At 51.5% G+C, this 26,487-nt stretch carries 30 protein-coding genes and 2 pseudogenes; 13 read left to right on the top strand and 19 right to left on the bottom strand.

Going from position 1 to position 26,487, the window contains the following annotated elements; translation table 11 throughout:
• Positions 1-91 precede the first annotated feature (91 nt).
• The 10 genes from VI25_RS05720 (at position 92) to VI25_RS28825 (ending at position 8,139) form a co-directional block, all read left to right on the top strand.
• Positions 92-802 carry a hypothetical protein gene (locus tag VI25_RS05720; protein WP_045688157.1) on the top strand — a complete coding sequence of 237 codons (711 nt, stop codon included), beginning with the start codon at positions 92-94 and terminating at the stop codon, positions 800-802.
• Between the two features lie 29 nt (positions 803-831).
• Complete coding sequence (locus tag VI25_RS05715; RefSeq protein WP_045688156.1) at positions 832-1,407, top strand: hypothetical protein; 576 nt, start codon at positions 832-834, stop codon at positions 1,405-1,407.
• Between the two features lie 413 nt (positions 1,408-1,820).
• The gene (locus VI25_RS05710; RefSeq protein ID WP_045688155.1) at positions 1,821-2,588 is read left to right on the top strand and encodes a hypothetical protein; all 768 of its coding nucleotides are present in this window, start codon (positions 1,821-1,823) and stop codon (positions 2,586-2,588) included.
• Between the two features lie 383 nt (positions 2,589-2,971).
• Entirely contained in the window at positions 2,972-3,073 is a 102-nt protein-coding gene (locus VI25_RS28830) for a hypothetical protein (RefSeq protein ID WP_410503427.1), read from the top strand.
• A gap of 155 nt (positions 3,074-3,228) precedes the next feature.
• Positions 3,229-3,645 (top strand): hypothetical protein, encoded by a 417-nt coding sequence (locus VI25_RS05705; protein WP_045688154.1) that lies wholly within the window; start codon positions 3,229-3,231, stop codon positions 3,643-3,645.
• A 1,779-nt stretch (positions 3,646-5,424) separates the two neighbouring features.
• On the top strand, positions 5,425-5,769 hold the full coding sequence (locus VI25_RS05690; RefSeq protein ID WP_055562344.1) for a hypothetical protein: 345 nt from the start codon (positions 5,425-5,427) through the stop codon (positions 5,767-5,769).
• A gap of 407 nt (positions 5,770-6,176) precedes the next feature.
• A complete protein-coding gene (locus VI25_RS05685; RefSeq protein ID WP_045689053.1) occupies positions 6,177-6,377 on the top strand; it encodes a type II toxin-antitoxin system HicA family toxin in 201 nt (66 codons plus the stop codon).
• Between the two features lie 96 nt (positions 6,378-6,473).
• Positions 6,474-6,854 (top strand): hypothetical protein, encoded by a 381-nt coding sequence (locus VI25_RS05680; RefSeq protein ID WP_045689054.1) that lies wholly within the window; start codon positions 6,474-6,476, stop codon positions 6,852-6,854.
• 374 nt (positions 6,855-7,228) lie between these two features.
• Positions 7,229-7,633 (top strand): hypothetical protein, encoded by a 405-nt coding sequence (locus VI25_RS05675; protein ID WP_045689055.1) that lies wholly within the window; start codon positions 7,229-7,231, stop codon positions 7,631-7,633.
• Positions 7,634-7,737: 104 nt separating this feature from the next.
• Positions 7,738-8,139, top strand: a complete 402-nt coding sequence (locus VI25_RS28825) for a lipocalin family protein (protein WP_045689056.1) — start codon at positions 7,738-7,740, stop codon at positions 8,137-8,139.
• Between the two features lie 47 nt (positions 8,140-8,186).
• On the opposite strand, the gene VI25_RS05665 is transcribed toward VI25_RS28825, so the two are convergent.
• The 4 genes from VI25_RS05665 to VI25_RS23260 form a co-directional block, all read right to left on the bottom strand.
• Positions 8,187-8,480, bottom strand: coding sequence for a hypothetical protein (locus VI25_RS05665; RefSeq protein ID WP_045689057.1), 294 nt, complete (start codon positions 8,478-8,480; stop codon positions 8,187-8,189).
• A gap of 37 nt (positions 8,481-8,517) precedes the next feature.
• Positions 8,518-10,053 carry a phage integrase SAM-like domain-containing protein gene (locus VI25_RS05660; RefSeq protein WP_045689058.1) on the bottom strand — a complete coding sequence of 512 codons (1,536 nt, stop codon included), beginning with the start codon at positions 10,051-10,053 and terminating at the stop codon, positions 8,518-8,520.
• A 413-nt stretch (positions 10,054-10,466) separates the two neighbouring features.
• Positions 10,467-10,904: a hypothetical protein gene (locus VI25_RS05655; protein ID WP_045689059.1), complete on the bottom strand. Its 438-nt coding sequence runs from the start codon at positions 10,902-10,904 to the stop codon at positions 10,467-10,469.
• Positions 10,905-11,006: 102 nt separating this feature from the next.
• Positions 11,007-11,186 (bottom strand): DUF2256 domain-containing protein, encoded by a 180-nt coding sequence (locus VI25_RS23260; RefSeq protein ID WP_072144756.1) that lies wholly within the window; start codon positions 11,184-11,186, stop codon positions 11,007-11,009.
• A gap of 98 nt (positions 11,187-11,284) precedes the next feature.
• Between VI25_RS23260 and VI25_RS05645 the strand changes: the two genes are divergently transcribed.
• Complete coding sequence (locus VI25_RS05645; protein ID WP_045689061.1) at positions 11,285-12,016, top strand: class I SAM-dependent methyltransferase; 732 nt, start codon at positions 11,285-11,287, stop codon at positions 12,014-12,016.
• Positions 12,017-12,127: 111 nt separating this feature from the next.
• Positions 12,128-12,577, top strand: a complete 450-nt coding sequence (locus VI25_RS05640; protein ID WP_045689062.1) for an acyl-CoA thioesterase — start codon at positions 12,128-12,130, stop codon at positions 12,575-12,577.
• 81 nt (positions 12,578-12,658) lie between these two features.
• Here VI25_RS05640 and VI25_RS05635 read toward each other — a convergent pair whose 3' ends face one another.
• The 6 genes and pseudogenes from VI25_RS05635 to VI25_RS05620 all read right to left on the bottom strand — a co-directional run bounded on the left by VI25_RS05635 (position 12,659) and on the right by VI25_RS05620 (position 17,630).
• Positions 12,659-13,195, bottom strand: a complete 537-nt coding sequence (locus VI25_RS05635; protein WP_045689063.1) for a DinB family protein — start codon at positions 13,193-13,195, stop codon at positions 12,659-12,661.
• A gap of 167 nt (positions 13,196-13,362) precedes the next feature.
• Positions 13,363-14,345 (bottom strand): annotated as a pseudogene (locus VI25_RS05630) (pyruvate dehydrogenase complex E1 component subunit beta).
• A 289-nt stretch (positions 14,346-14,634) separates the two neighbouring features.
• Positions 14,635-14,865, bottom strand: coding sequence for a GNAT family N-acetyltransferase (locus VI25_RS26550; RefSeq protein ID WP_236704904.1), 231 nt, complete (start codon positions 14,863-14,865; stop codon positions 14,635-14,637).
• Positions 14,784-15,587: a MarR family winged helix-turn-helix transcriptional regulator gene (locus tag VI25_RS26545; protein ID WP_236704902.1), complete on the bottom strand. Its 804-nt coding sequence runs from the start codon at positions 15,585-15,587 to the stop codon at positions 14,784-14,786. The genes VI25_RS26550 and VI25_RS26545 overlap by 82 nt, the downstream gene beginning before the upstream one ends.
• 229 nt (positions 15,588-15,816) lie before the next feature.
• Positions 15,817-15,987: a hypothetical protein gene (locus VI25_RS25035; RefSeq protein ID WP_161806880.1), complete on the bottom strand. Its 171-nt coding sequence runs from the start codon at positions 15,985-15,987 to the stop codon at positions 15,817-15,819.
• Between the two features lie 23 nt (positions 15,988-16,010).
• Complete coding sequence (locus VI25_RS05620; RefSeq protein ID WP_152981505.1) at positions 16,011-17,630, bottom strand: hypothetical protein; 1,620 nt, start codon at positions 17,628-17,630, stop codon at positions 16,011-16,013.
• Between the two features lie 165 nt (positions 17,631-17,795).
• On the opposite strand from VI25_RS05620, the gene VI25_RS05615 reads away from it, so the two are divergent.
• Positions 17,796-18,014 (top strand): PspC domain-containing protein, encoded by a 219-nt coding sequence (locus VI25_RS05615; protein WP_045689065.1) that lies wholly within the window; start codon positions 17,796-17,798, stop codon positions 18,012-18,014.
• Positions 18,015-18,202: 188 nt separating this feature from the next.
• Here the strand turns inward: VI25_RS05615 and VI25_RS05610 are convergent, their stop codons facing one another.
• The 9 genes and pseudogenes from VI25_RS05610 to VI25_RS05570 form a co-directional block, all read right to left on the bottom strand.
• Positions 18,203-19,288, bottom strand: a complete 1,086-nt coding sequence (locus VI25_RS05610; RefSeq protein WP_236704900.1) for a glycosyltransferase family 2 protein — start codon at positions 19,286-19,288, stop codon at positions 18,203-18,205.
• Positions 19,278-19,613, bottom strand: coding sequence for a YbaB/EbfC family nucleoid-associated protein (locus VI25_RS05605; RefSeq protein ID WP_045689066.1), 336 nt, complete (start codon positions 19,611-19,613; stop codon positions 19,278-19,280). Before VI25_RS05605 ends, VI25_RS05610 begins: the two co-directional genes overlap by 11 nt.
• 216 nt (positions 19,614-19,829) lie before the next feature.
• Positions 19,830-20,564, bottom strand: a complete 735-nt coding sequence (locus tag VI25_RS05600) for a gliding motility-associated C-terminal domain-containing protein (RefSeq protein ID WP_082455409.1) — start codon at positions 20,562-20,564, stop codon at positions 19,830-19,832.
• Positions 20,471-21,352: a hypothetical protein gene (locus VI25_RS05595; RefSeq protein ID WP_152981504.1), complete on the bottom strand. Its 882-nt coding sequence runs from the start codon at positions 21,350-21,352 to the stop codon at positions 20,471-20,473. The genes VI25_RS05600 and VI25_RS05595 overlap by 94 nt, the downstream gene beginning before the upstream one ends.
• A gap of 26 nt (positions 21,353-21,378) precedes the next feature.
• Positions 21,379-21,753, bottom strand: coding sequence for a hypothetical protein (locus VI25_RS05590; RefSeq protein WP_161806879.1), 375 nt, complete (start codon positions 21,751-21,753; stop codon positions 21,379-21,381).
• 129 nt (positions 21,754-21,882) lie between these two features.
• The gene (hutH, locus tag VI25_RS05585; RefSeq protein WP_045689069.1) at positions 21,883-23,385 is read right to left on the bottom strand and encodes a histidine ammonia-lyase; all 1,503 of its coding nucleotides are present in this window, start codon (positions 23,383-23,385) and stop codon (positions 21,883-21,885) included.
• A gap of 217 nt (positions 23,386-23,602) precedes the next feature.
• Positions 23,603-24,999 (bottom strand): annotated as a pseudogene (gene hisS, locus VI25_RS05580) (histidine--tRNA ligase).
• Between the two features lie 134 nt (positions 25,000-25,133).
• Positions 25,134-25,502: a hypothetical protein gene (locus VI25_RS05575; protein ID WP_045689070.1), complete on the bottom strand. Its 369-nt coding sequence runs from the start codon at positions 25,500-25,502 to the stop codon at positions 25,134-25,136.
• A 182-nt stretch (positions 25,503-25,684) separates the two neighbouring features.
• Positions 25,685-26,368 carry a TIGR02117 family protein gene (locus tag VI25_RS05570; protein ID WP_082455408.1) on the bottom strand — a complete coding sequence of 228 codons (684 nt, stop codon included), beginning with the start codon at positions 26,366-26,368 and terminating at the stop codon, positions 25,685-25,687.
• Between the last annotated feature and the right edge of the window lie 119 nt (positions 26,369-26,487).

The following is a 26,487-nucleotide window of genomic DNA, read 5'->3' as shown; positions in this document are numbered from 1 at the left end:
GGCTCTACTGACGTTACAAACCGCAACGATGTCTCACCTGATTTGAAACTCAGGTAACACCCTAACCGAAAGAATATGAACATGCTCACCCTTGTCATCGACAGTACCTCGCCTATACCAGCTCAACGGTATATGCCTCAAGGCTCTTCTGGAGTCCAGATACACCCCAGTTTTCACTAAGAAGAACCTTTGGAAGTATCATTACTTCCTGACCAATATCCTACACAAACGCAGAGAAACCACCTTGCCTAAGGGCTGGGTCGTGCTCAACGTGAAAAAGCTCAGAAAGGCCCTGGGTAACAGTAAGCTCCAGGGCAAGAGCTTCCAGTTCGTGGACAAAATCAGAGAAGACCTGTACGAGTGGAAAATCCTGCTTTACAAGTACACCATCACCACACATGAGGGCCTAGTCAGGAAAAAATCTCTGGCTAAAATCAAAGATGAAGTCCTGGCCATGGGTTGGAAACAATGGGTACCTAACCTGCACTTTAAGCTACCGGCTCCAGCAAAGGATAACACTACCCAGGGTGTCTACCAGCAGATAAAGAAAAGCCTCAAACACCTTAGGCTTGACGCTGGGGCTGCACTGGATTTCTGCGATACAGCACTTCAGATTAGGCTCAAGGTAAAGAGCAAGATGGAGGGCTGGATGCTCAATCAGGACCGGCGCGTGAATACAGAGATACATTCTAGCTGGATCACTGCGGTAGATGCTCTCCAGGACGCTATCAAGCTCCCTCTCGTTTCCGGGTTAGGCCTGAGTTCCCCGATACCCAAGAGGGTAGGGCCTACCACATTCTGACCTGTTTCCCCAAAATACTTCGGCAATTTATGACGCTAGGAGGTAAGAAGATGGTGGAAATAGACATCAGCAACTCTCAGCCGCTGCTATTCGGTCTCTACCTCAAGGAAAACTACTCGTCCCTAACTCCAGATATGGAGCATTTCATCCAGCTCGTTGAGTCCGGTACCTTCTATGACTACCTCAAAGGACTCCTGGTACACTACAGGCTCAAGTTTACCCAGGATACATTCAAGTCGGAATTCTTCGGCAAGGTCTTCTACTCCAAGGAAATCAAGTTCCATCCCTGGAGGTGCCTTTTCCACCTGTATTTTCCCTGTGTATCAGAAGCGATACTACAGGCCAAAGGGGCTAAACCCTACGAGACCCCAGGTGACCCTTATTTACTCACAAGCAAGCTGAGCCTACTGGAGTCTCAGATAATGCTCCAAGGCGTTGCTAATAGCCTTTACGGGGCCAAAATCACAGAATTCATTCCCATACATGACGCTATCTACTGCACAGAAGAATACCGGGACGTGGTAATAGCTACCATCTATGAGGAATACGCCAAATGGGGAATAACTCCCCACATCAAGTGGAATACTGCAAATCTAGAAATGTGACTATATTTATAAGGCGTATAATTGTTTTCTAATATTAATAGCAAGGTGAAACTAACTTGTTTAGCTTTTAGTAAAACGTGTATTTGCTTAACTTTCAAAGCAATGGCAAAAAAACCTGCTCCCGCAAAGAAAACAATTTACCGTGACTCTGAGACTGGTCGTATCACGACTGAAGAGTACGCAAAAAAGCATCCTAAGACCACAGAAAAGGAGCGTGTACGGAAAAGCTGAAACGTTCTTAATGGCCTAGATTCTAGCAGCAGAGTCTGGGCCATTATCATTTTAGACAATAACAAGGTTGATGTCCTACAGTGGGTACAAGATTATCTACTGATAACTGCTCATGAGAAGAGAACTAACAAATCTGCTGAGCAAAATGAGGCTTCCGGTCTAAGTTTTCAATAGTTTCGAGCATGGCAAATACCAAAAGAAAGAGCCAAATAACGACTGCTAAGGAGACTCAGCCGGTTGTACAACCTGTTGAAGAACCGGTGGTAACTCAACAACCATTGTTAACTCCTGAAGAATATAAGAGGAAGATGGAGGTCATTATTAAGAGACTTGATGAGGGCATGGCTCTTAGTACAGAATCTTACAAACTTTCGAGTCAAGAATTTGACAAACAGATAGTTTACATTGCCGGTGGCGGTTTGGCACTCACCATCGGTTTCTTCAAAGACATTATAGCTATTACTCCTAAAGAGTATTTGCCTTTGCTATTCTGGTCTTGGGTATCATTTGGGATAACATTATTTCTCAACCTGTTTTCTCACAAGAAAGCTACAGAGAGCTATGACAGCTCGATGAGCTTACACAGGCACTACAGAGATAGTTTTGAAAATGACCAGGATGCCGATAAGGATACTGTTAAGGAACATGATGACCAGATGAATGCCGCCGGAAAATGGGTGAAGCGTTTAAATCAAATTTGTCTTTATGCCATTGGTATCGGCATTGCTTTACTAATTTCTTTTGCATACAAAGCCTTCTACAACATGCCACAAGAACAGAAACCAGAACAGCCTCAGCAGGGGCAGCAACTGAATAAGGCTCAAGAGCCGGACCTAATTAAGGGTATGCCTCCTCCAGCCGCAATTCGTGCCATGCCACAGCGGCCAGCGGCACCAAATGTGGCTCCTACACCCAACACTGACAATGGTGCTACTACTTCGAAACAGTAAAGACTAATGGCTAAACAACCGACCCCTCATCACCCTCAACCTCGGCCTGATGAGGTGAGAGGTATACCTGCACCTTCAGTGTTACCGAAGATGCCACAAAGGCCGCAACAACCTAAGCCTACAAAATAACATGGAAAAAAAGCCTGTTGATAAATCTAGTCAAAGGGGAAAATCGCACAACGCAGTGCCCCCACCTAAGATCCTGTACATAAGACCAAATCCTCCACAACCTCAGGCTCCACTTGCTGGTGAGAAGAAAGATTCTTAGTAGCACAGATAGTGAACTTGTACCGAACCCAGCCTCGGAAGGGCTGGGTTTTTTCATGTCTGAACCTAGAAGGGAATATTTATAGAAAAGACAAACATAGCAAGACACTACAAAGATGAAATCCGGACAGATATGTGAGGGGTTAGCTCAGGGTAAGAGCCTACGGAAAGTATGCCTACAGACTGGCTTTCCAGCACCCTCCACCGTTACTGAGTAGGTAAGAGAATTCAGGCCTCTCGTTTTCAAACGACATGTTCAGATGCTGACACTCAACGAGTTTAAAAAGTAGGGAATGTCTGTGATACCGTAAATGCTATAAATATAATTTTATCTTTAAATTTGTCTGCATAGTCAACAAGAACCCCTATATAAATGGTAAAATTTCTACTGTTGCCAGCCGCAGCCACTTTGTTGTTGTTAACAACCAACATGACCCAGGGTGGCCTAGTGCCATTGGAGCGCACAAATGAAACATATGTCCTGCCTGCTAAAGTGGGTAAGATGCAAGCGGAATTCACGCTTAAGGCTAATGCAGCAGATCAAATCACAGGAACCTATCGCTACCTCAAGCGCCCAGGTGTCGTGTACAAAATCACAGGTTCCAGGGACAAGAACGCTAACCTCTATCTGAAGGAGTATACTGGGGACAAGTTAACGGCTCGGTGCGACCTCAAAATGGAGGATAACTGCTATGTGGGCAGGATGTATAACACCTTGGATGGCAAAGCCTTTAAGATGAGCATCTGCAATGTGATGGCAGAATATGAGCACGACCATTATAGTCTCTAGCTGCTCATGCTCAATGATTTTCTCAAGGTCGTAGCCACCTTGGCCCTGCTTGCTCTCGTTTTCATCGCGTTCCAAATGACTCAAAACGGGCGTTACCAGGTGTCCCATACAACCCAGGGTAGCATATTATTGGATACATCTACTGGGACCATCTACAAAAGCGGTGGCCCAAATGGATGGGAGTGGAAAGCAGTCCGTTTTAAGCCGCAGAATTAACATGCGTGTAGTAGAAGATAGATTGTTTAGACAAAGCATTTTGTTGCTTCTATTGGGGTGCTTTTTAGCTCTAGTCTTACTTGCCTTTTTTGGCTATAAAAACTCCCTCAACGGGCGCTTTAGGTATTAAAGAAACGATATACTGGATACGCGAACTGGCAATCTGTATTCAGCACCAATCCAAGTGGTAGATGAAATGCCCGATTCAGAATCCTCCTCCGAACCGGACTTGGAACCGGTAGTAGTACCTGAGGAACAAACGCCAGACGCGCAATACGCAGAGCCAGAGCCGATTTCAGACCCTGAATAATCGGGCACCCATTCAATCTACCCATTTAGGCGCATGTTGATGAATACCTCAATTGGAAACAGTTGAGGTATTTCATTTGCAGCTAGCCAGTAAGAACTAAGGCGTTAATTTAAAACAGAGTACTAACGCAAAAATCACGGGCGATGACGTAGTTCTGTCCGATAGTCAGCAATCGGAAAGGTGAGGTCGGTGGGGCTAAAGGAAGCTGTCTGAGTGGTGGGAGGTAATAGGTTTCTACTCCGTAACGAGTACAGATTGCAGCTATATCTTGTGCCACTGGGACGGGAACCATGTCGAGAATAATACCACCAGTCCGCGTTAGATCGGGTCTAACATTGAAGCTACTCAGCCGTAGCCCACTCTTTGTCCAGGAGTTAGAATGGAAATCGAACCACTTTTCCTGACGGGGATAGAGTTCCTTACGAATGGCCTCCAGTAGAGCTGGAGCATCGGATAGCGTCTTAATGGTTGCCAGAGCCATTAGAGAAGTTAGGGGAACATGTAGAGTAGTTAACATTGGATGCTCATCGTGGAACGATACTGGGCCATGTGTGCCACGTTGTAGCCGATAGCTAAGTTTACCAACAAAGTCAATTCTGTGCACTTCGTTATCCGTGATTAGCTCCAAGAAGGTAGTTTGGGAATAGCGAATTAGACCGTAGGGATACATGTGAGCGAATTGCGTCAGCATATTGAAAACGTGCTTTCTGTCAGAGCAAAAGGATATCCTTAGCTACGCGGTTATAGATTAGTATAGAAAAGTATAGTTAGCTATTGGTATTGACGAAAATGACAGCAAAAAAATTAGGTTAAATTTTTTAGATGGGGTCCCCTGAATATAACGGGGGGGAGGGGGGAGAGGGGGAAGAACAGGATACGGAGGAAAAGCCCTAGTTGTACCACTTTTAAAAGAGGTCGACTTACATGGAGTTATATTTATATAGTTCTAATTGCTAAAAAAGCAGGATACAGAGTGTATAACCAGGGATTTAAGGTCGATTTTAAGCTTAATATTGGGTTGATTTATGCATTAAAAGAACAATAAACTGTAATTAAAGAAAGTATAAATTTGATTGCATATATTGATATTTTAGTTAATAACTGGCTTGTAATTGTTAACGGTTTATCGGTATGCTTTCATGTCGTTTTATTAAAAAATTAACGTTAGGTAACAATAGGCACTTCTCAAGCTTACCTTAGTATGCAAATGGCCATTTGTGTTAATAATCCACTCACTTAAAAGTAATCGGCCAATGAAAAGCCCATTAACAAAACTTCCAGAAAATTGGGAGGCAAACAAATTGCCAGAAATTCAAAATCTTCATTTTAAAGCTTCGAAGCTTAAGGCTGCTATCTTTAGTCAAGAGTACTTTGCTCTCAACGAAATCGGGTTAAATGTTCATTTTACAGATTGGTATAAACACCTGAATGAACAGTTGAGCGAACTTTTAAATGGGAGCACCATTGATGTAAAGGAGGGAGATTATCGGGCAAGCAGATTACTGCTAGATATGATTAATGACTTACCAGGGAACTGGAGTCAATATCAAATCTTCAAAAGCCAGTTGATTTCTATCATAGACTCAGACTTGCATTAAGCTGTCTACATAGATTAACTAAAAAAGCGCACTTCCATGATGGAGTGCGCTTTTTTAGTTAATGTTTGAAATATTTATTTAATACAGAGTGCTGATGTAGAAAGCATGAGCGATAACCTAGTTATCTACAGGATGCCTTGCTGTTACCGATGGCCTTGCCGATTCGGCTGGGCTTATTTGACCCAGTATTCAACTGGGCTAAATTGGATCCGGTATTTGCCGTTGGTAACAGTGCCACCACTGACAAGCTGCTTAGACGAATAGCCGGTGGACTACATGTAGAACCCACCACAATTTCAGCCGTGATAAGAGTAGCCGCATTGGGTAGTGTAATTGTACTACTGATGTTAGAATAAGTGCAAGGAGTATCGGTTGTTTTGAGGTAGTTAAATAACTACCTTTGGCATATGAAAAGCTCTGAACTACTGCGCAAGCTGCAAGCCGATGGTTGGTATGACATTAGCCAAAATGGTAGCCACATAAAGCTGGCTCATGCTACCAAAAAAGCGCCTACAACTAGCGGATACATCATATTTCCCTCGCATGGGAGCGATGAAGTCGGTAAAGGGTTGGCAGCTAAAATCAAGAAACAGGCGGGGCTTAAATAGCCCCGTTTGCTTTACAAAAAATCTGAATAAATATTTCTTGTCGGTGGGTAGTAAATTAACTACCTTTGCAGTACAAACATTTAACCTACAAACACGATGAACACCTTCGAAATGATTGTGGAGAAGACCAGTACTGGTTACTCCGCTTACTGCGAATCAGAGGGTGCCTATACCGCAGCCAACACGTTCGCTGAGTTGCAAACGAACATGGTTGAGGCACTGAACTTAGCCTTGGAGGAAACCGGACGGACAGTTACCCTTGCCGATATTAAGATTACCTATGACCTGGAAAGCTTCTTTGATGCTTATAAAGTCATTAATGCTGCGGCCTTAGCCAAGCGTCTAGGTATGACGCAATCGTTGCTCTCACAGTATGTAAGTGGCGCGAAGAAAGCAGGACCTAAGCAGACCCAGCGGATACTTGAAGGCATACGACAAGTCGGTAAGGAATTAGCCGAAATGGAGCTGGTTTTCTAGCATTTCGCTACTATCTAGGCAAGGCATCTACATGAATAAGCCCGACCTTGTTAAGCTGCGCGAAACCTTTGAATACTTTGGTATCTCCCTGTCGGTAATGGCAGAGGAACTAGGTATTAGCCGCCAGCTCCTACACTTATAACTCAAAGGCGAAAGAAGTCTTGTAGATAACGAGCAGCAGCTTATTAAGGACTATTAGTCCGGATGGCTCAGGGACTCCAGGACCTAGCCAAAACGCTGTAAAATTCGTGCCTTCGCGCTATGGTTGCTGCCTAGCAGTAACATTTGTGATTTTGAAAAGCCTTGGGTTATGCTCTGGGCTTTTTTTGTGCTATACATGTGCCTATATTTGGACAAAACTAATACAATAGGATATGAATAAACTCTACACAATTGCTCTCTTTTGCATCAGTTTTGGACTGTCATCTTGCAATAAGGATGATTTCAAGCCCAGCCAGCTAGAAGGCTATTGGAAATTTGAATCACGTACTTATCTGACTAACGCCTACAACTTCGGCACTCTGGTCACTCTGGGCACAGGTGATAATAACAGTGACTTAAGTATCAGTAAGGAGACCATCACTTTCCTTTCTAAAAGTGGTGGCCTGCCTATGGAGAGAACCTACAAGCTTGATGGTAAAACTATCACGTTTGAAGCCCCTGCCTTGATGACCCATACAGTAAAAATACAAGAGCTAACCAGCGAAAGGTTAGTTACCCATACGGAATATAAAGGTGGTGTCATAGATGAAAGATATGACACTGTGTATAACCGATAGTAATCATATGGCATGGCAAAGGCGGCACTTTGAATACCGACTTTTTTGCTTTTACGCTGGTTATATCAATTCTCTATATTTGCACAAAACTAATAAGATAGGATATGAATAGATTATACTCATTTGCTCTCCTTTACATCAGTGTTGGACTGTTATCGTGCAACAAAGACGGTATCAAGCCAAACCAGCTCGAAGGCCATTGGCAATTTGAGTCCGGTACTTACCAACTTACCACCCCCAATGGCTCTCTTCAGACTGCTGATACTCTTAGTGGGGATTTGGGTATTGAGAAGGAGTCGATAAAATTTTATTCTAGACCGCCTTATGGCCCCACCTACTACGAATACAAATACAAACGAGATGGTAAACTCGTCACGCTTGAGTCACAACCAAGCACAACTCGTACGATGGAGATAAAGGAGCTAACTAGCAATAGGTTAGTTGCTCATTTTGAATACATATCTGGGGCGTTTGTCAACGTGTATGACACGGTGTATAAGCGGTAGCAAACAGGTATGTTAGGCGTCTTCGCTAACCGAGGCCTTTTTTTCTTTTAGGCTGGTTCAGGCTGGACTAGGCCTAGTACGTCTGAGACCTGAAAGAAGTCACTACGGGCAAGACCAGCTTCCCGCAGATCAACTGGGTACCGCTCGGCAATAGCGTTATAGGCCTCTTCGCTTACTGTCAGGTGGGCTACTTCGCCCGTAGTTCCTTGCCCCCGGTCCCCGTGTACGCAAATCAGGTGGTCAAACTGTTTGAGAGGGGAGTACTTGAAAATCCGGATGTAGGCCTTGTAAACGCCGTAGGCGTTCAACTCGTCTGGGGTGCTCTGTTTCTTGGAACTCATGTTATCGGCGTTGGGACCGCGAAGATACCAGGACCGCTTAGATAGGGTCAGGCTTAGCGTAGAAATCCAAGGCTTTGACCTGCTCAGCAATGTTTTCTGTTTTCTGAGCGTAGATCATCAGGGTGTTAACCTCTGTGTGCCCACTACGGCCAATGATGGTGGGTATATCGTGGCCTAGGGCAAACTGATAACTGATGAAGGTTTTCCGGCCAATGTGAGAGCTGATAGTGTCACAAAGCTTCAGGTCTTCTTTCTGGGTTTCCCGGCCTACTTTGGTGGTTTTGGAGTAGGTCTGCTGGAAAGAGGGTATGTCCTGGCAGAACTCGCGTAGCAGGGCGTGAAAGTGGTCATCTTCCATGCGCTTGAACTGGTAGTTGTGCCGCTCCAGAATCTGTTTCATCAGCTTGGTAACGGGAATCTCACAGACAATACCCTTCTTTTCCGTCTTCTTCGGCATTATTTCGATGTACTGAAGCTGCTGTCCGTTCTCTTGCTTGGTGCGAATCAGCTCCCGGAAGTTGCGGAAAGCGTCGGACCAGCGTAGGCCAGTGCTTACTAGGAATAGCAGGATGTCAACGGCCCGGTCATAGCCTTTGGGCGTGGTCCGGTTAGGCTGGTTAGGATTATAGACCTTAGGTTTCTGATAGGTCATCAGGTCATGTAACTGCCTTGGATGCAGAAAGACAATCTTATCCTTCGCGTCAACTAGCCTATCCTTGAATTGCTTGTAGCTGTGCGAGAGGTTCAGGTCAAAAGCGTAGGTATTGAGCACGGTCTTCACCTTGCCCATGTAGGCCTTGACGCTAGAGTTAACCTTGCCCTCACTGAGCATGAAATTCTGGAGCTGGTAGAGGCATTCAGCGTCTACATTCTGGATTTTGAGGTCAGGATTGAAGCGGTGAATTACTCGGGCTATGCTCCTGTATATCCGCTCTGAGCTAGTGCTAAGGTCATGCTTATTGCGCTCTATGTACTTAGCGAAATACGTGACTAACAAATCTTGGGCGGTAGGAACTGGCTGGATTAAGCCGGTTTCAACCATCAAGGGAGTTAGCTCCTCGGCGAGGTCAGGAATGTTGGCCTTCCGACTGGTTTCCTTCCAAGCAGCAGCTTTAGCCTTCGTTTCTGCCCGTTGGTTTTCCAGTTGGCTTTGTAGCTGCTGAATCTCTTGCTGAATCTGGCCTTCCCGCAAACGAGAGTCAATGGCCGCTTTTCCAGCTTGGTTATCTGCCTGTAGAACCTCTTGACGTTGGCTTTTTTCTCTAGCCTCCCTCGCAGATTTAACCCGTTGGTATTCGGCCTGCATGGTGGTCTTCACAATTGGCTCTTGGCTTTGCTCCAGGTACTCATAGGCCTGCATCAGGTCTGATTGAATCGTGTGGAGTAAGTCATTTATCTCTCTGGATTTCTCGCCGGTTACCCTCGCGTTCTTCAATTCGGCGGGGAGAATCTGATAGCCGGTACTGATGACCAGTTCACACTTGCCAGCGGCTCCGTGCCTGAAACGCACATTCAAGGGTTGCTCCGGGACGCGGGTGTTAACCTTGCGCAGAAAGACCGTAGTAGTAGCCATTAAGAGGGGGAGGATAGAGGGTACAGACAAAGGTAACTCTGTACCACTATTGTTGTCTACTCTGTACCACTCTAATTCAAAAACCTTGTTTAGAGGCTAGTAAGGTCTTTTATTTTCATTATGCTTTTTGATTGTGGAAAAGGGGGCGTCGGTTCGACGCCCTTTTTTTATGCGCTTCTCTCTGTAGAAGGACTTTTCTTAGCCAGTTTATCCATAAAGGCACGCGGCGTCGTTTAGCTACGTTGGAGTTTAGGCACCTAACTAGGGGCACAGTACAATCAAAGCATGTCGATAGTAGCAGTACTAGTGAATGACTTAACAGCTAATTTCAGTAGCCGTTAGCTTGCGAAATATAAGCAAGCGCCCTCCGCTTAGGTGCGAAGAAAAGCCCTGCTAACAGGAGTGCAGGGTAGCTAGATGACAATCCGCAACTGGATTTCATCCTCTGCCTGCGCATCATCGGTGGTAAAGGCCCCTGCTCGACTAGGGCCGTACCCTAGGTTTACCTTCACCCACTCGTTGCGCACTGGTAGGAGACCTAGAATATCATGGCGTAGCGTGCGCAATTCATCCTGCAAATTGTGGAGGCGTTGAAACGCATCATCTCTCTCTTGGTTGTGGCTGCTAGAGTCGGTTGCTGGTGCAGACCCAGGCGTAGCAGTGGGCTCAGGCGTCAGTCCGGCGGTAGCGGTGGGTTGGGTTGGAGCAGGGTGGGGCTGCGCATTGGGGTGCGTGTGCAAAGTAGCTGCCGTTGTCGCCTGTTGTATTTCCTTCTCCGTGGCTAGATAGGCCTTAAGTTTTTCTTCAAGCGGTTGCAGAGTAGGATCGAGGTAGTTTAAGTTGCTAGCCATATGCAGGGAGAGATGAGGAAACAGTTCTGTTGCAGAACGCAGCTCCGGCCTGGAAGGATACAAGGCCACTACTTCGCATACGGGCAAAATAAGCAAGTGTACTTACTCAGCCGTGGGGCGAGGCTTATTGCGCTGGCACTTCTCCCCACAGTATTTTACCTCCTCCCAGGAGTTGCGCCATTTTTTTCGGTACTCGAAGGGCCGCCCGCACGTAAGACAAACCTTAGTGGGCAAGTTTCCCTTACCTAGGCGACCGAGATTGGGTGAAGTAGAATTTGGCATGAGGGAGCGGAGGCCAGAATATATTAGACTGTGTACCCTTGCTGTGCATGTTAGGTTGCTGAACTTCGCTCCAAGCGGCTCGCGTGTATCTTTGCGCTATGTCTCGAACTACTTCCTTCTCCTCCGATCCACTGGGCCAGGCGCTGCAAGATTACCAGCGTGGCCACCATAGTGCTACTATCACTGTGCACAGCAATGTAGCGGACGAAGAACCGCTGCCCGCTGCTTATTTCTTTCGCTCCTTATGGGAAATGCCTGAGTTAGAGCGTACCGCCTTGGATGAATGCCGCGGCCGGGTGCTCGACCTAGGAGCCGGGGCTGGCTGTCATTCATTGGAGCTACAGAGCCGCGGCTTTCAAGTGAAAGCCGTGGATATTTCGGCCGGCGCAGTGCAGGTAATGCAGGAACGGGGCGTGCAAGAAGTAGCCTGCCACGATATCTTTGAGGATGCAGTAGGTGCTGAAAAGTACGATACTTTGCTCCTGCTGATGAACGGTATTGGCCTTGCCGGTACTCTCGAAGGGCTAGAGCGGTTTCTTGCTCATGCGCGCACCTTACTTGCCCCCGGAGGCCAAATTTTAGCCACCTCTTCCGACATTAGCTACCTGTACGAAGACGAGGATGGGGCCTTGCTGTTCGACTTAAACGGCCCCTACTACGGCGAGGTAGAGTATACCATGCAGTACGGCCAGCAGGAAGGCCACACGTTTCACTGGATTTTTGCCGACGCTAGTATCCTGCAAGACTACGCGGAAGCAGCTGGCTACCAAGTAGAGTTTTTGGGCGAAGACGACCAGCAACAATACCTAGTGCGCCTCACGGTGCAATAAGTAGGCGGTAGCGGCTAGGGCTGCTACCATTTCTCGGGCTGATACTGCGTACTACCTCCCCATCATTCATTGGCTGTGGCCCCGAGGGCTGCATCCTTCCACCTAGTTTGTATGAATCCTTACGAGAGAACCTACACCGTACGTTGGGCCGATATGGACCCCAATGGCCATATGCGCCACTCAGCCTACACCGATTATGCCGCGCAGTTGCGCATCGAGTATCTGTCGGCGCAAGGATTCACGTTGCAAAAGTTTGCCCAGCTTAGCATCGGCCCTATTCTGTTCCGCGAGGATACTCGGTTCCTTAAGGAGATGCACATAAATGAAGCCTTGCGGGTGAATGGGGAGCTAGCTGGTTTGAGCGAAGATGGTTCTCGTTGGCGAATTGTGCATACCCTGTTCAAGGCCGACGGCCGGCCTTCCGCTACAGTTACCGTCGATGGGGCTTGGCTGGACCTACGGGCCCGGAAGCTCATGGTGCCGCCCGCCGAAATTACGGAAGTTATGCGTCAGCTACCGCGCCACGAATCCTATGCTGATATTGTGCGGAATGCTGGGTAGGCGGTAGTCTTTTCCATAAGGAAAGGCCACACTGCCTTAGGTAGTGTGGCCTTTCCTATGTTGTCCCTTTCCGGTATGACGCTACTTCAATGCCCTTGTAATGCGTTCTAGTTGTTTCTGGTGGTGCAATACGTGGTCTAGCATAAAATCTAGGGTCTGATATATCGTGAGCATGCCGGTGCGCGGGTGCTTGAAAATGGCCCGGTTGGTCAATCGGCTGGGGTACTCATTCAGCAAACGCTCCAAACGGCGGCGTACCGCTTCCCATTCAGCCCGTAGCTCCGAGATGGGTGGCGCCTGCTCGGGCATCATCTTCGCCAAATAAGACGGGGCTTTAAACCGTGTGAAGGGTAGCCGCAGCAATACTCGCAACAACTTGGACTTCAGGAAGGCAGCAATGCCAGCCTTTTGCAACCCTTCTTCCTGCAGTACCTTCTTCTCAATGTACTGCCCAATCCCCGTTTCTGATAGTACCAAGTGCTGCACTACTTGAGCAGCCGACCACTGCCCCGGCCCCGGCGCTTGGTGCGCTTTGTCGCCGAGGGCAGCTGCCGATGCTAGCAGGCGTTCTGTGGCGTGTTCCAGTTGCTCGAGGCGAAGGTGCAAGCGGTTATTCATGGGTGGGGCAGGCGGGAAAAGGCGGGAGTTAGTGTCGAGTAGAAGATATGCAAAAAGCGTGCTCTACTAGTGGGAAGGCGGCTACCTAAGAGCACTACACAAGAAAAGCCCCCGGACCAATGTAGTCCCGGGGGCTTTTCTTGCGTGCTACGTGCGCTAGGCTACGCTTACTTCTGCACGTACAGTACTTCTTTCACTGCTTTCACCGTGCGCTCTACGTTGGGCAGAGCAGCATCAATGAGGGTAGGGGCATAGGGCAGTGGCACGTCCATGTTGGTGATGCGGAGTACGGGAGCGTCGAGGTAATCGAAGGCACGGCGTTGCACCATGTACGAAAGCTCCGAGCTGATGCTTGCCAGCGGCCAAGCTTCCTCGACCACTACCATGCGGTTTGTCTTCTTCACCGATTCCACCAGGGTATCGTAGTCGATAGGACGCACGGAACGCAAGTCAATAACTTCGGCGTTGATGCCCTCTTTGGCCAGCTCGTCGGCAGCCGCTAGAGCTACCTTCATCATTTTGCCGAAGCTTACGATAGTTACGGCGTCGCCTTGGCGCACCACGTTGGCTTTGCCAATCGGAATCAGGTACTCTTCCTCAGGCACTTCGCCTTATCACCATACATCAGCTCCGACTCCATGAAGATAACGGGGTCAGCATCACGGATGGCAGACTTAAGTAGGCCTTTGGCATCGTACGGGGTAGAAGGCACTACTACCTTAAGGCCGGGCGTATTGGCGTACCAGTTCTCAAAGTTTTGAGAGTGCTGCGAGGACAGCATGCCGGCGTTGCCGGTAGGGCCGCGAAATACAATGGGGCAGGAGTACTGTCCACCCGACATGGAGTAGATTTTAGCCGCTGAGTTAATCACCTGGTCAATAGCCACCAACGAGAAGTTGAAGGTCATGAACTCGATGATGGGTAGCAAGCCATTGGCGGCTGCCCCTACGCCGATACCGGCGAAACCCAGCTCGGCAATCGGCGTGTCAATCACGCGCTCCGGGCCGAATTCGTCGAGCATGCCCTGGCTAACTTTGTAGGCGCCGTTGTACTCGGCTACTTCTTCGCCCATCAGAAATACGCGCGGGTCGCGGCGCATTTCCTCAGACATGGCTTCACGCAGGGCTTCCCGGAATTGGATGGTCCGCATAATCGGTAGGAATGTCGAAAAGATCTGTTCAGAAACAAAAAGCCGGAGGCTATCCGGCGCGTAAAGCTACGACGAGCAGGGCGGATGGGCAAACTAGGAACCGCTAACCTTTCGCAAGGCGGTGCTATTACTTCCTGCCTGCCTCGGGTGCTAGCCTCTCGTAAACGATTGTGCTACGATAATGCACCTGTAGGATACCGCCACTAGGCATTGGGGCAACTCTTACTCTGCCTCCAAACATTTTTAGCTGTAGTGGGCAGCACCGGCACAACTCGCAGGGGGGCGCTGGCTACGCAGAAATCAGGAGTTCCATTTGAATGTCGCACCGTTCGTAGGGGGAGGGAGGGCCCGCCACCGTTTTGCGGAAGCCAAGCTTGTGATACAGATTTAGTGCTGGACCTAGTTTTGTGTTGCTCTCCAAATACAAGCGGCTGGCTCCTAAGACTTGTGCTTTGGCAATGGCCGCCTCTCCCAGCCGCCACCCGATGCCCAACCCCTGAGCCGCAGGCGATACGGCCATCTTGGCAAGCTCGTAGGTGGTAGTATCCATGGGAATAAGGGCGCAAGTGCCCACAATACTGCTTGGTAGGAGGCTAGTAGAATGTGGCCGCCCCGCTGTATAATGTATTCATCGGGGTGGTCCAAGGCTTTTAAGTCGGTAGGTTCCAGCCGAAAGTAGTGCTCAATCCACTCTACGTTGAGGTGTTTGAAGGCGGGTTGGTACTGCGGCGCGTAGTCTATTATCTGAACCTCGGCTGCAGTCCGTTGGTCTCGAATGGCTTTCACTCGGTTGGTCAGGCTATTGCGCGACAGGGCATATTCCATCTCTCCTATAGCTAGCCATAGGTTATGGCGAGTTTCGGCCAGAAGCTCCTCGGTTGCTTGACGCACATCGGCAGCCTGTTGTTGCAGGGTAGGCCAGAGTGCAGCTCCTTGTGTGGTGAGCGTTACCACACTGCGGCGCAAATCGGCTTCCCCACGCTGTACGTCCACCAATCCGTGCTTAGCTAACTCCTTAATTACTTGGCTTACGGCGGCGTGCGTTTGCCCAATAGACTCTGCTATTTCGCCAACGTGGAGGCCTGGTTTTGTGGCAACCAAATAAAAAACCGGAAACCAGCGGGGCTCACAAGGAACGTGGTACAACGCATACACGTCGGCGGCCTGAGCTGTCATTTGTTCACTAAGTCGACGTAGGCGGCTGCCTAATGCCGCGCTACCTACCTGCTCAAAAAAGTTCATAGCTCTATTTACGTAAGTACTTACAAATATACTTACCTATCTAGAAATCTACACTTGTGCCAACTAGAAACTAGAAAACGTGCTTCTGTTTCTGCTACGGTTTCACCTCTGCTTGTGCACCGTAGAGAGGGAAGGGCATCCAGCTTTACCTTCCGTAGAAACCCCCTACTTCTACATAGTGAGTAACTGTGTAGAAGTAGGGGGGTGCATAGTCTGAGCAAAAGAGCTGTTAGCGTAGGGCTTCTAGGAACGGCTTACCCTTGGAGAAATCTCGGAATTCAAGGTCTTCCACCGCTCGGTTTGCAAACGTGCGGTCTAGCTGCACGGCACGGCGTAGGTGCATAGCCACGGCCGGCTCGTTTTGCTGGCGTGCTGCTACTACAGCTAAGCAGTAAGCCAATAATGGGTCGTCAGGGCGGAGGGCTATGGCCTCGTGGTAAATATCAGCCGCGCCTGGTAGTTGCCTTTGAGCACGTAAATCAGGGCCCGATTCATGATGTTTTGATAGCTCTTGCCACTGTAGCTCAGGCTGCGCAAAGCGTCGTCTAGCTGACCAATTTCAATTTCCAGGGCCGCCTTGTCCGCAAATATCTTGTTGAGGACAGCTTGGGGGCCGCCAAGCTTAATGGCGTAATCATAATTCTGTAGGGCCTCCAGCTTATCGCCAGCACGATGGTAGGCACTGCCTACCCGGTAAAACAGCTCGGCAGTAGGGTTGCGATGGGCCGCTAAGGTAAAGTTAACGGCAGCACGACGCACGTAGGCCTTTTGCACCTTGGGATTTACTTCTTTTTCAGAACGCAGCAACAATACTACCGCCAAGTTGTGGTAGGCCTGCCACATGCCCGTAGTAGCAACGGAGGTTTCGTAAATGCGCTGCTTTTCCGCCAGCAGCGGCGTGAGAGTAGCCGAGTAGCGCAACTCTTCCGGCGTGAGGGCGTCCGTTTCGGTCTGTTTCTCAACTATCTTTTTAGATAACATGTAGATTTCCGAATCGTAGCGCTTGGGAGCAGTATAGCGCACGGCCACCGTGCCAAAACGCATAACCGGATAAATGTACTGCTCCAGATAATCGTAGAAGGTGAGGGCGTGCAGGCTTTTCTCCTTCTGCGCAAACGTGCCCGGCGTGTCATTAATCAGCAGGAGCACCGAGTCTTGCTGGGCGGGCTTGAGGGCTGACTGCTGCACCTTGTTGAGAAATAAATCCCAGCGACGATGATAGGCCTCCGTCTCAAAATCAATCTGACCGACTTTGTTGAGGTAGGAGTAGGTGTCAACGCGCTTTTTGTAGTACGTAAGCAGGGCTTGTACTCGCTTATCAGCCAAGCGGGCATCATGGCGGTCGAGGGAGTCCGGGGAGTGCCCAGCTACAATCATTACCTTCTCGGTATGTTGGTTGGCTTCAATAAAGTCTTCTAAGGCCGCCACGTTGGTGCCCAGGTAGTTGCGAATTTCGGCCTTGCCTGCGTCAAAAAAGAAGGGTAGCACCCGCGTGCCGCTCATGTTATTATCGGCATTTTCCGGGAGTAGGGTGAGCACCGTATCCTGCCGCACCACTAAACGACTGGTGGTTACAATGCCGCGGGCCAGTACAATTTCCTTCCCCTTCACACGCTTACCGTTGGGCTTGGTTTCCCGGGCGTCGGGCAGTGCCAGCAACTCGCCCGGACTTTTGCGAGAGGAATAAGGGAAGGAGAACTGCCGCTTGATAACCAGTTGGTTCTTTTTTTCCTCGTCGTACACGTATTCACCCGAGACAAACGTGAGCCGGCCTACTGTGTCTTCTCGCAAGCCATTGTCGTACCGGTAGGTGAGGCCTAGGTTGTACGCAGCTCCCTTTTTCACGTGGTTGGCAGGAACCTTAGCTGTTACCTCAAACAGTACGTTTTCGCCGTTGCTTTCCAGCACAGCTGGTTCCACCAGTAGCTGCTGCCCAGCTTGCGCCGATTTCAGTACTTTGGATAGGGGCGAACACGCAGGCAGCCCCCCGGCTACGCCGATAAGAACACCTAAGAAAGAACAGCGGGACAACAGATTTCTCATGCACGAGTGGAATACGCGGGGCGGAATTTCGGACTACAAACGGAAAACTCTGCTGCACCGACGTATCTTGCGGTGCGTTTCTATCGTAAGTGCTTGATGCACGCCACGATTTATCGTATTTTGAACACAGGTTAGCCAACCCGGGCAGCTTCAACTTCAGCAGATATGAAACGACTAACCGACTTTATCGAAAAGCAGAGCTTCGGTGTCTGCAACGCTGTGGGCAACCGCTTGGGCTTCTCCAGCAGCAGTGTGCGGCTATCATTTGTGTATGCGTCGTTTTTCACGTTTGGCTCACCCATCGTGCTATATTTTGCCTTAGCCTTCTGGATGAACGTGCGCCGGGCTATGCGTCGGCAGCGTAGCACCATATGGGACTTGTAAAGTAATCAAAGATGCAGTCACGACTAGTGATTGACGCGCATTGTGGTTCTTCTCACGCAATATCAACGGTCTTTATGGTCGCTAGAAAAGCCCTGGCTCAGCCAGGGCTTTCTTATTGATGAGTGCCATTGTAACCGCTTTCGGCAGGGTGCACAGCGCAGAACATAAAGCAGTCCTCTTGTAGCAACCTATGTTAGTTGCCTCTGGGGTAAGTCAGTGAACCGGTGCTTGCCTTGCCCGAAATAGGCCCACACAAGGCTTCCTTGGTATACCCCGGGGCGCTGCGCAGTGCGCAAACGGGGAGGGTGCGTTCGACGGCGCTTGCGCCAATAAGCCAGCTTTAGGAAGAAATGCCAGTGAGCCCGGACAATAGCCTGAAAGTCGGCCAGGGAGCCTTGCATAAGCAGGCGCGCCGCCGCCACCCAGTCGAGAATAACCCGGGTAGGTAACACGCTGGCTAACTCTCCGGCCGGCGTATTCATGAACACCAGCGCCAACCCATTGCGAAAGTTGAGGTAGGTTTTGCGTGGGTTTGACTTGTGTAACGTGCCACCACCTACATGGTATACCATAGCGCCACCATAATACCATACCTCAAATCCTGCGTTCCAAAGCCGCCAGCACAGGTCAATTTCTTCCATGTGGGCGAAGAAGGCGGGTTCTAGTCCACCCAACTCGTGCCAGACTCTGGCCCGTACCAACATGCAGGCCCCGGTAGCCCAAGCTACCGGACGCGCGTCGTCGTATTGGTGGGCATCGGGTTCGAGCGTGTCGAAGAGGCGACCCCGGCAGAAAGGATAGCCTAGGCGGTCGAGGTAGCCACCACCGGCCCCAGCATATTCAAATGCCTGCCGGCGCTTCGGGTTTTCCTCGTACTGACAAATTTTGGGCTGGCAGGCCGCAATACGTGGGTTCCGCTCTAATAGCTCACGTTGGGGCCGCAGCCAGCCCGCCGTTACTTCCACGTCGGAGTTCAGCAGCACGTAGTAGCGGAAGCGGCCCAGACTAGTGGCTTGCACTGTTGCGAGGGCCTGGTTGTAGCCCTCGCAAAAACCCAGATTGTTGCCGTTCTGAACAAGCTGCACCTGCGGAAACTCCCGGTCCAGGAAGGCTACGGAATCGTCGGTAGAAGCATTATCGGCCACGATAACCTGCGCACCGTCGGAATAGGCTAGTACTGATGGCAGAAACTTCTGCAAAAAAGCCCGGCCGTTCCAGTTCAGAATTACAACGGCAACATCTTGGCAAATACCAGCGCTGGTATCAGAGGCCAAAGCCACCAAGGTCGAGGCCAGGAATGTTGGGAATGAGGCCGGATGTTTTGTTTTTTAGTTCTTCCTTGGCCTTATCACCGGCTTCTTCCATCACTTTATTTACGGCTGCTACTACCAAATCAGCTAGCATGTCGCGATCCTGGGGCTGCAGCAGGGTTTCGTCTATTTCCAGCTTAAGCAAGCGGCGGTGACCATTAGCAGTAGCCCGCACCAAGCCACCACCCGACTCGGCAGTAGCAGTAATGTGTTGGAGTTCGTTTTGGGCCTGCTTCATCTTTTCCTGAAGCTCTTTCATTTTGCCCATCATGCCCATCATATCAAACATATAGCGGGGTGCTGCGCGGCAGCGTCAAAAGTAAACGGTGAAAAAAGTTTGTGGGAGTGCTGAAGTAGCTGCCCCCGCCCATTAGCCACGCCTAGCATACGCTATTCCAGCTCTGGGTTGCGCAAATATCCAAAATTAGCTTCCTTCTCCGCAAGAGAAGGCCTGCTAGATTGAGGCCTCATGGGTGCCCGCCGCAGACTAAGGTAGGCTAACCAACTAGCGCACAATGGTAACGCTACCGTGCTGAACCACGCGCCGGCCAGCCTGGTCAGTGGACTCGTAGCGCCACGCGTAGGTACCAGGTACGGGGGAGGCAGTGCCAATGCGACCATCCCAAGATTGAGTACGTGAGGTGCTCTGAAATACCTGCTGGCCGTTGCGGTCGATGATGGTGAAACGGAAGTTGTCGAGGTAGCGGCCCTTCAGTTCCAGCACATCATTCAGGCCGTCGCCATTGGGAGAGAAGGCCGTGGGAACAAACAGCTTTACTTGCCGCGCTACGGTAGCAACGTTGGAGTAGGTGGGGGCATTTAAGCCCGGGCCCGTTGCCTCAATGCGGTAGCGTACCACCTGCTGATTCTGGGGTGGGCTCGTATCAAAAAAGGTGAGCCTGGAGGATACGGCCGTACTGCTCAGCACGGCATTGCTTGCTGAAAGGCTAATGACGAGGTAGGTGAGGGTAGAAGTCGCCCCACTTTGGAAGGCCGTCCAATTGAGCTGGATGTTGGTGCCCTCCTCGTTGGTAGCCGTGGCCGTCAGCACCACGGGGCAAACCGAGGTGCTGACGGCCGAGCGGTTGCCGCAGGCATCCAGGAACTGCGCAGTATAGCACTGGGCGGCGCTGGGGGTAGGCGTACTCAGTGAATCCCGGAAGGTACGGGTGCTACTGCTGCCGATGGGGGAGCCATTGCGCGCGTAGCTAAGCTGCCCCCCGGTAGGAGCACGAGGCACCTGGCAGTTAGCTCTACCTGATTGCGAAGGTTGAAGGAGGCCAGCAAACGGGGAGCGGGGGGCGCCACATTAGAAACTGTAGTTGCCCCAGCCTCATTCGATACGGAGATTGTGCCGCCCGTAGCAGCGGCTACACGGTAGCTATAGCTAGTGCCACATACTACGGCAGTATCCTGGTATTGCGTAGTGCCGGGTGGTAATTGAGCAAGCACGCTGCCGTTGCGGCTAATGCTAAAGCTGCCCGGTTGGCTAGTTACCCAAGATAATTGATTGCGTCCATTGCCCGAAGTCACTGCCAAGGCCAGGGTGCACACTGACTGGGAGGGAAGAGCCACGCTGGCTGGCTGGCAGATGTCTTGCAAGAGCAGGCGGTAACAACCCGGGAGGGGCGCGTTCGGTAGCATAAAGCTTGTTGTGCCAACTGGCACCGCCGCTACGGTGCGGTAACCACCCATGGCCGCCGCGTCGGCTACTTGCAGGCTGTACTGATACTCGGCCGATAACGCGGCGAACTGCGCCTCTAGGCTGCTGCCCTGCACCGTAAGGCGTTGCAGGATAGGTGCCTGCGGAGCGGATTTGGGCGTGAAATTCTGGGTGCTAGCAGCCACACAGGCGGCGCCGGTGTAACGGCCCGTTACAGTAACGGTAGCCGGGTTAGCTGCGGGGTAGGTGGCGGGTGTGTTGCGCACGGCTGACACCGGCGTACCGGAGCCAATCTGCACGGTGTACTGATCGTAATTGGTGTCCGTGATTATTACTTGCACCAGTCCGGGTGTGCACACAGCCACGGTAAAAGTGGGCTGGGGAGCCGCTTTTACTTCGTAGGTACGCGCAAAAATAAGCCTGACTGACCAGGCTGCGGGTTCTGAGTGTTCTGCGTGATGACTACTTGACCCGGGGTAGTAGGCGTGTAGAAGGTAGTAGTATCCGTAAAACCACTGCACACAATAGTAGCCCCCTTTTGGTAGTACACCTGGGCTGGGTTAAGGCGGCGTTCACTGGCGTCCTTAAGGCGTACCGTTTTACCCACGCAGAGCACTTGCAGGGGTTCTCGGCCGCCGGGCTCATACACCTGGAAGTCGGCACCAGAATTTGGGGTAGCAAAGCAAATCTGGGCCTGCGCTACTGATCCTACGCCCGACAACAAGACCAGTAGGGGTAGCAGCACCAGTAAAAAGTTCTTCAACATACCCATAGAACGAAAGCCGTAGTCAGTTGCGTTTGCGAAACCCTTAAAATAGCAGGCAATGCCAGCTATGCGCCCCGATCACCAACGTGCAGACGTGGCGAAGCACCTAGGAGTGTACCAGCAATGTGACTAGATTTCTTCCCAGTGGTGGTCGCGTACGAATGCTGCCGCTGCGTGCAGCTCCGGGTATAATACGCGGTCTTGGTGCAGGAACGGTATTTTCTCGCGGAAGGCTGTTGCCACTTGCTCCAAGGCCGCCGAGGGGCGGGCTGGCCGGCGAAAATCGAGGGCCTGCACCGCGTTTAGGAGTTCAATACCCAGTAGCTGCTCCACGTTTTGTACTACCCGCAGGGCCTTTGTTGCCGCATTGGCGCCCATGCTCACGTGGTCTTCTTGGCCGTTGCTGCTGACTACACTATCGACGGATGCGGGCGTACAAAGCTGCTTGTTTTGGCTGGCAATACCGGCGGCCGTGTACTGTGGAATCATGAGTCCAGAGTGCAAGCCCGGCTCAGCTACCAGGAAGGGCGGCAAGCCCCGTTGCCCCCCAATGAGCTGGGTGGTGCGCTGCTGAGAGATACTACCAATTTCGGCCGTTGCAATGGCCAGCATATCGAGTGCTAGCGCCAACGGCTGCCCATGGAAGTTGCCTCCGCTCAGGATAATATCCTCGTCGGAGAAGATAGTGGGGTTATCAGTTACGGCGTTGCACTCGGTTTCTACTACCTGCTGCACGTAGGCCACGGCGTCGCGGGAGGCACCGTGCACCTGGGGCATGCACCGGAAAGAATAGGGGTCTTGCACGGCGGTCTTGGGTTGCTGCTGCAATTCACTACCTTCTAGCAGCGCCCGAATCCGGGCCGCTACCGTCAGCTGCCCGGCGTGGGGCCGGATGCGGTGCAAGCGCGCATCAAACGGCTCAGCTCGTCCGTCAAAGGCTTCCAAGGACAAAGTGCCAATAACATCGGCGGCGGCAAGTAGGCGGCGTACGCGCAGCAGGCTGTGCACGGCGTACGCCAGCATGAACTGGGTGCCGTTCAGTAGGGCCAGTCCTTCCTTGGCTTCCAGCGTGAGGGGCTCCCAGCTAAACAGGCTCATTGCGTCGGCGGCGGCTAGGCGGTATCCTTCATATAGTACTTCGCCCAAGCCTAGCAATGGCAAGCACAGGTGCGCCAAGGGTGCCAAGTCGCCGCTAGCGCCCAACGACCCCTGCTGGTACACTACCGGTAGCATGCCGCGGTTATAAAAATCAAGTAGGCGTTGTACGGTGCGCAGTTGTACGCCACTGTGGCCGTAGCTCAAGCTCTGCGCTTTTAAAATCAACATCAGCCGCACCAGTTCGCCAGGAACCTCGTCACCCGTGCCGCAGGCGTGCGACATCAGCAAGTTGGCTTGCAGCTGGCCCCGGTCGGCGGCCGAAATGGTTTTGTTGCACAAGGCTCCAAAACCCGTATTGATACCATATATCGGAGCGTCGGACGTGGCCAGCCGGGTGTGCAGGTACTGATAACAGCTGTCAATTCGTTGGCGGGCTTCCTCGCTCAGCACCACGCGGGCCTTGGTGCGAACCAAGTAGTCGAGGGTAGCAAGATCTAAGTGAGTAGAAGGGGTAAGAGCAAAGTCGGCAGCCATGAAGAGTAGGAGGGTGAGGCGGCTGGGTGGAGCCGGGTGAACAGGCAAAAGTGAGCTTTTCTGCCCGAATCAGAAAACAGAACGTCCTGCTAGCCTAGCAGAAAGCCCCGACCTTGCCAAACGGTAGCTTAGCCGGCGGAAAGCAGGCTGGCGCTACTGCATGAAAGGTGGCCTCTACCAGCGTAGCAGGACGTGTACTTCAGTATTTCTTAGTTGCTTAGCGGGCTAGCTCCGCCAGTACCTCCTCCAGCGACATGGTGCGTTCCTCGCCAGTGCTCAACTTCTTGAGCTTAAACTGGCTAGCCGCGCGTTCCTCCGAGCCCTGCAGCAACACGTAGGGAATGCCTTTTTGATCGGCGTACTGAAACTGCTTCTTGAGCTTGCCCGCTTCAGGGAACAGCTCGCTCGGGATGCCCGCGGCGCGCAGCTGGCGGAGCACGGGCAGCACGGCCGCCTCACTTTCGGCATCGAAGTTAGCAATCAGGCACTGGGTTGTGGTAGCCACCGCCTCGGGGAACAGCTTCAATTCTTCTAGGCAGTCGTAGAGCCGGTCTACCCCGAATGAGAAGCCTACCCCCGACACGCCCGGCAACCCGAAGGCGCCCGTGAGGTTGTCGTAGCGGCCGCCGCCGCTCACGCTACCCATGTTCACGTTGTTGATCTTGATTTCGAAGATGCAGCCAGTGTAGTAGCTTAGTCCGCGGGCCAGGGTCACGTCAAACTCCAGGTTCTGCCACTTAGCAAACTCAAAGCTGCGCAGATAATCGAGTACCTGGCGTAAATCCTGCAGGCCTTTGTAGCCGCTAGCGTTATCGGGCTCCACACCAGCCGTAGCAAAGGCAGCCAGCAGGCGCTCTATCTTCTCTTCGAAGTTGCCACCCACGCTTAGGAGGTCGAAAAGGCGCTCGGTAGCTTCCGCTGAGAACCCCCGCCCAAGTAGTTCTTTCTCTACGCCCTCGCGCCCAATTTTATCGAGCTTGTCGATGGCCGTAAAGAGGTCTACTTCGGTTCCTTCGCCACCCAGGCTTGATAAAATGCGCCCAACACACGCCGGTGGTTGATTTTGATGGTGTGGTCAGTGAGGCCCAGCGTGGTCAGTACTTCTGACATCATCAGCACAATTTCTGCCTCGCACAGCAGCGAGTTGGTACCTACCACGTCGGCGTCGCACTGATAAAATTCCCGGTAGCGGCCGCGCTGCGGGCGGTCGGCGCGCCACACTGGCTGAATCTGGTAGCGCTTGAAGGGGAACACCAGGGTATTCCGGTTCATCACTACGTAACGGGCAAACGGCACCGTGAGGTCGTAGCGCAGGCCCTTCTCGGCTACTTTGGGCAATAGGCGTTTGCTGCGGTTGTCGGCGCTGAGGTCATCGGCGGTTACGTCCTTCGCAAAGTCACCGGAGTTCAGCACTTTGAAGAGAAGCTGGTCGCCTTCTTCGCCGTACTTGCCTGTCAATACCGATAGGTTTTCGAGAGTAGGAGTTTCGAGCGGAGCGTAGCCGAACTTCTCAAATACGCGGCGGATGACGCCAAAAATATAGTTGCGGCGGGCCACTACGGCCGGGCCGAAGTCGCGGGTGCCGCGTGGGATGCTGGGGCTCTGTGCGCTCATTGCGGAAAGTCAGGATGCGTAATACGGCCGCAAAATTCGCGGTTTACAACGGATTTTCCGGAATGCATCTTCTATGACCACCAAATTGGCGTTGCTACTTCCCTTTTACTTCCCTTAGCTCAAGGAAGTACTACCTAGTAGCGCGCCCGATTACGGTTTTCGCTGAAGTCTATTTCCTGGATAGCATCCAGCAAGGAAGGAACCAACAAGGGTTGAGAGGCCGCGTCTAAATACAGGAAGTGGTGCTGAGCCGGCTGGGGGACGTGGCACAGAATGAGACGACGGTCCTGGGCATGCAGCATGAACGCGTAGGCCAACAACAAGTCGATAGCTTCGTCCGACAACGTGTCCACCAAACTCAGGTCTACGAGGATGGCGCCTTTCTCACTGCGACTGGCGCGGTGCAAGGCACGTGTAAGCTTTACCTCATCCGAAGAAGACGTGTCTGGCGACAAGATTAACAGGAACCCATTAGGCAGCATTTCCCGGTGCACATCCAACATAGCGTAACGGTATGTATGAGGGGGTAAAGTTCTGTATAATACCGGTAAAAGAAATCATTATGTTTTGCGGAAAAAGCAGAAAAAATAGGATTATGCGCCAAGGTTGAATAATTTAATATTAAGCAATAGGATAGGAATATGGTAAAATTGTAAGTAAGCTGAACAAGAAGTTTTAGATATAGTTAATGAGCACGGCGAATTTGAAATAGGACAGAAGCAGCAAGCGGAGCCTTAAGAGCCGCCCGAATGCCAGCTTGGCGCAGGGCGTGGTTGGTCCAGTCGTTGCAGGTGCGCAAGGCGTGGTAGCGGCCCTGACTGCGGAAGAAAAAGTCGTGGGAGGTGTAGCCGGTAGCCTGCCGGAGCTGATACTGCTTGAGCGTATCGAGTTGAAACGACTGGCGCACGTAGCTGGCTAGGCGGCGGTACTCCTCGGGGGAAATGCGGAGCGGTACTACCCGGGCCCCAGAGTCGGGCGCAGTTGGGTAGAATCCCACGTGCATCAGGGTGCGCGAGGGAAACAGCGCCCCCACCACGGCTTTGGGGCCAGGAAACTTGCCCCCCATTGAGCCCAAATAAAATCCCTCATTACCCCAGCCAAATGCTACGTACTGGTGGCGGCCAAACCGCGTGTTAAAGGTGGGTTGATTTAGCTCAGTTAGCCAGTACGTGCCGGTGCGATGCTCGCGCAGGGGAAGCACCACGTCGGTATGAAAGCCGTTGGAAACTACAAACACGGGTACCCCATCCGGCGTTTGTCGAAACTTGCGGTTTACAGGCACCAGCGTTCCGGTAAGCAAAAACACGATTAGGGCCACGAAAGCCGACATACACAGGCGCAAAAACAGGTGGCGAGGTTGAAGAGGCATACACGGGTGGCCATAAGACACCGACTATACCGTTGATACTAGTGCCAGGCCGGGGGTAACCCGCTCTTGCAAATGCGACGAAGGGGATGCCAGAACCTGCTGGCATCCCCTTCGTCAAT

The sequence above is a fragment of the Hymenobacter sp. AT01-02 genome (assembly GCF_000961955.2).
GTDB lineage: Bacteria > Bacteroidota > Bacteroidia > Cytophagales > Hymenobacteraceae > Hymenobacter > Hymenobacter mucosus.
This window is presented reverse-complemented; position numbering and strand designations above follow the sequence as displayed.

What these genes read in the sequence shown, in the direction of transcription:
- VI25_RS23260 (WP_072144756.1), bottom strand. Translation starts at nt 11,186, where the DNA reads ATGCCAAATTCTACTTCACCCAATCTCGGTCGCCTAGGTAAGGGAAAC.
- VI25_RS05675 (WP_045689055.1), top strand. Translation starts at nt 7,229, where the DNA reads ATGAATAAACTCTACACAATTGCTCTCTTTTGCATCAGTTTTGGACTG.
- VI25_RS26550 (WP_236704904.1), bottom strand. Translation starts at nt 14,865, where the DNA reads ATGGCCGTATCGCCTGCGGCTCAGGGGTTGGGCATCGGGTGGCGGCTG.
- VI25_RS05615 (WP_045689065.1), top strand. Translation starts at nt 17,796, where the DNA reads ATGAAACGACTAACCGACTTTATCGAAAAGCAGAGCTTCGGTGTCTGC.
- hutH (WP_045689069.1), bottom strand. Translation starts at nt 23,385, where the DNA reads ATGGCTGCCGACTTTGCTCTTACCCCTTCTACTCACTTAGATCTTGCT.
- VI25_RS05635 (WP_045689063.1), bottom strand. Translation starts at nt 13,195, where the DNA reads ATGAATAACCGCTTGCACCTTCGCCTCGAGCAACTGGAACACGCCACA.
- VI25_RS05645 (WP_045689061.1), top strand. Translation starts at nt 11,285, where the DNA reads ATGTCTCGAACTACTTCCTTCTCCTCCGATCCACTGGGCCAGGCGCTG.
- VI25_RS05710 (WP_045688155.1), top strand. Translation starts at nt 1,821, where the DNA reads ATGGCAAATACCAAAAGAAAGAGCCAAATAACGACTGCTAAGGAGACT.
- VI25_RS05685 (WP_045689053.1), top strand. Translation starts at nt 6,177, where the DNA reads ATGAAAAGCTCTGAACTACTGCGCAAGCTGCAAGCCGATGGTTGGTAT.
- VI25_RS05590 (WP_161806879.1), bottom strand. Translation starts at nt 21,753, where the DNA reads ATGTTGAAGAACTTTTTACTGGTGCTGCTACCCCTACTGGTCTTGTTG.
- VI25_RS05605 (WP_045689066.1), bottom strand. Translation starts at nt 19,613, where the DNA reads ATGTTTGATATGATGGGCATGATGGGCAAAATGAAAGAGCTTCAGGAA.
- VI25_RS05665 (WP_045689057.1), bottom strand. Translation starts at nt 8,480, where the DNA reads ATGAGTTCCAAGAAACAGAGCACCCCAGACGAGTTGAACGCCTACGGC.
- VI25_RS05640 (WP_045689062.1), top strand. Translation starts at nt 12,128, where the DNA reads ATGAATCCTTACGAGAGAACCTACACCGTACGTTGGGCCGATATGGAC.
- VI25_RS05655 (WP_045689059.1), bottom strand. Translation starts at nt 10,904, where the DNA reads ATGGCTAGCAACTTAAACTACCTCGATCCTACTCTGCAACCGCTTGAA.
- VI25_RS05660 (WP_045689058.1), bottom strand. Translation starts at nt 10,053, where the DNA reads ATGGCTACTACTACGGTCTTTCTGCGCAAGGTTAACACCCGCGTCCCG.
- VI25_RS05680 (WP_045689054.1), top strand. Translation starts at nt 6,474, where the DNA reads ATGAACACCTTCGAAATGATTGTGGAGAAGACCAGTACTGGTTACTCC.
- VI25_RS26545 (WP_236704902.1), bottom strand. Translation starts at nt 15,587, where the DNA reads ATGAACTTTTTTGAGCAGGTAGGTAGCGCGGCATTAGGCAGCCGCCTA.
- VI25_RS28825 (WP_045689056.1), top strand. Translation starts at nt 7,738, where the DNA reads ATGAATAGATTATACTCATTTGCTCTCCTTTACATCAGTGTTGGACTG.
- VI25_RS05690 (WP_055562344.1), top strand. Translation starts at nt 5,425, where the DNA reads ATGAAAAGCCCATTAACAAAACTTCCAGAAAATTGGGAGGCAAACAAA.
- VI25_RS05705 (WP_045688154.1), top strand. Translation starts at nt 3,229, where the DNA reads ATGGTAAAATTTCTACTGTTGCCAGCCGCAGCCACTTTGTTGTTGTTA.
- VI25_RS05715 (WP_045688156.1), top strand. Translation starts at nt 832, where the DNA reads ATGACGCTAGGAGGTAAGAAGATGGTGGAAATAGACATCAGCAACTCT.
- VI25_RS05620 (WP_152981505.1), bottom strand. Translation starts at nt 17,630, where the DNA reads ATGAGAAATCTGTTGTCCCGCTGTTCTTTCTTAGGTGTTCTTATCGGC.
- VI25_RS05570 (WP_082455408.1), bottom strand. Translation starts at nt 26,368, where the DNA reads ATGCCTCTTCAACCTCGCCACCTGTTTTTGCGCCTGTGTATGTCGGCT.
- VI25_RS05575 (WP_045689070.1), bottom strand. Translation starts at nt 25,502, where the DNA reads ATGTTGGATGTGCACCGGGAAATGCTGCCTAATGGGTTCCTGTTAATC.
- VI25_RS28830 (WP_410503427.1), top strand. Translation starts at nt 2,972, where the DNA reads ATGAAATCCGGACAGATATGTGAGGGGTTAGCTCAGGGTAAGAGCCTA.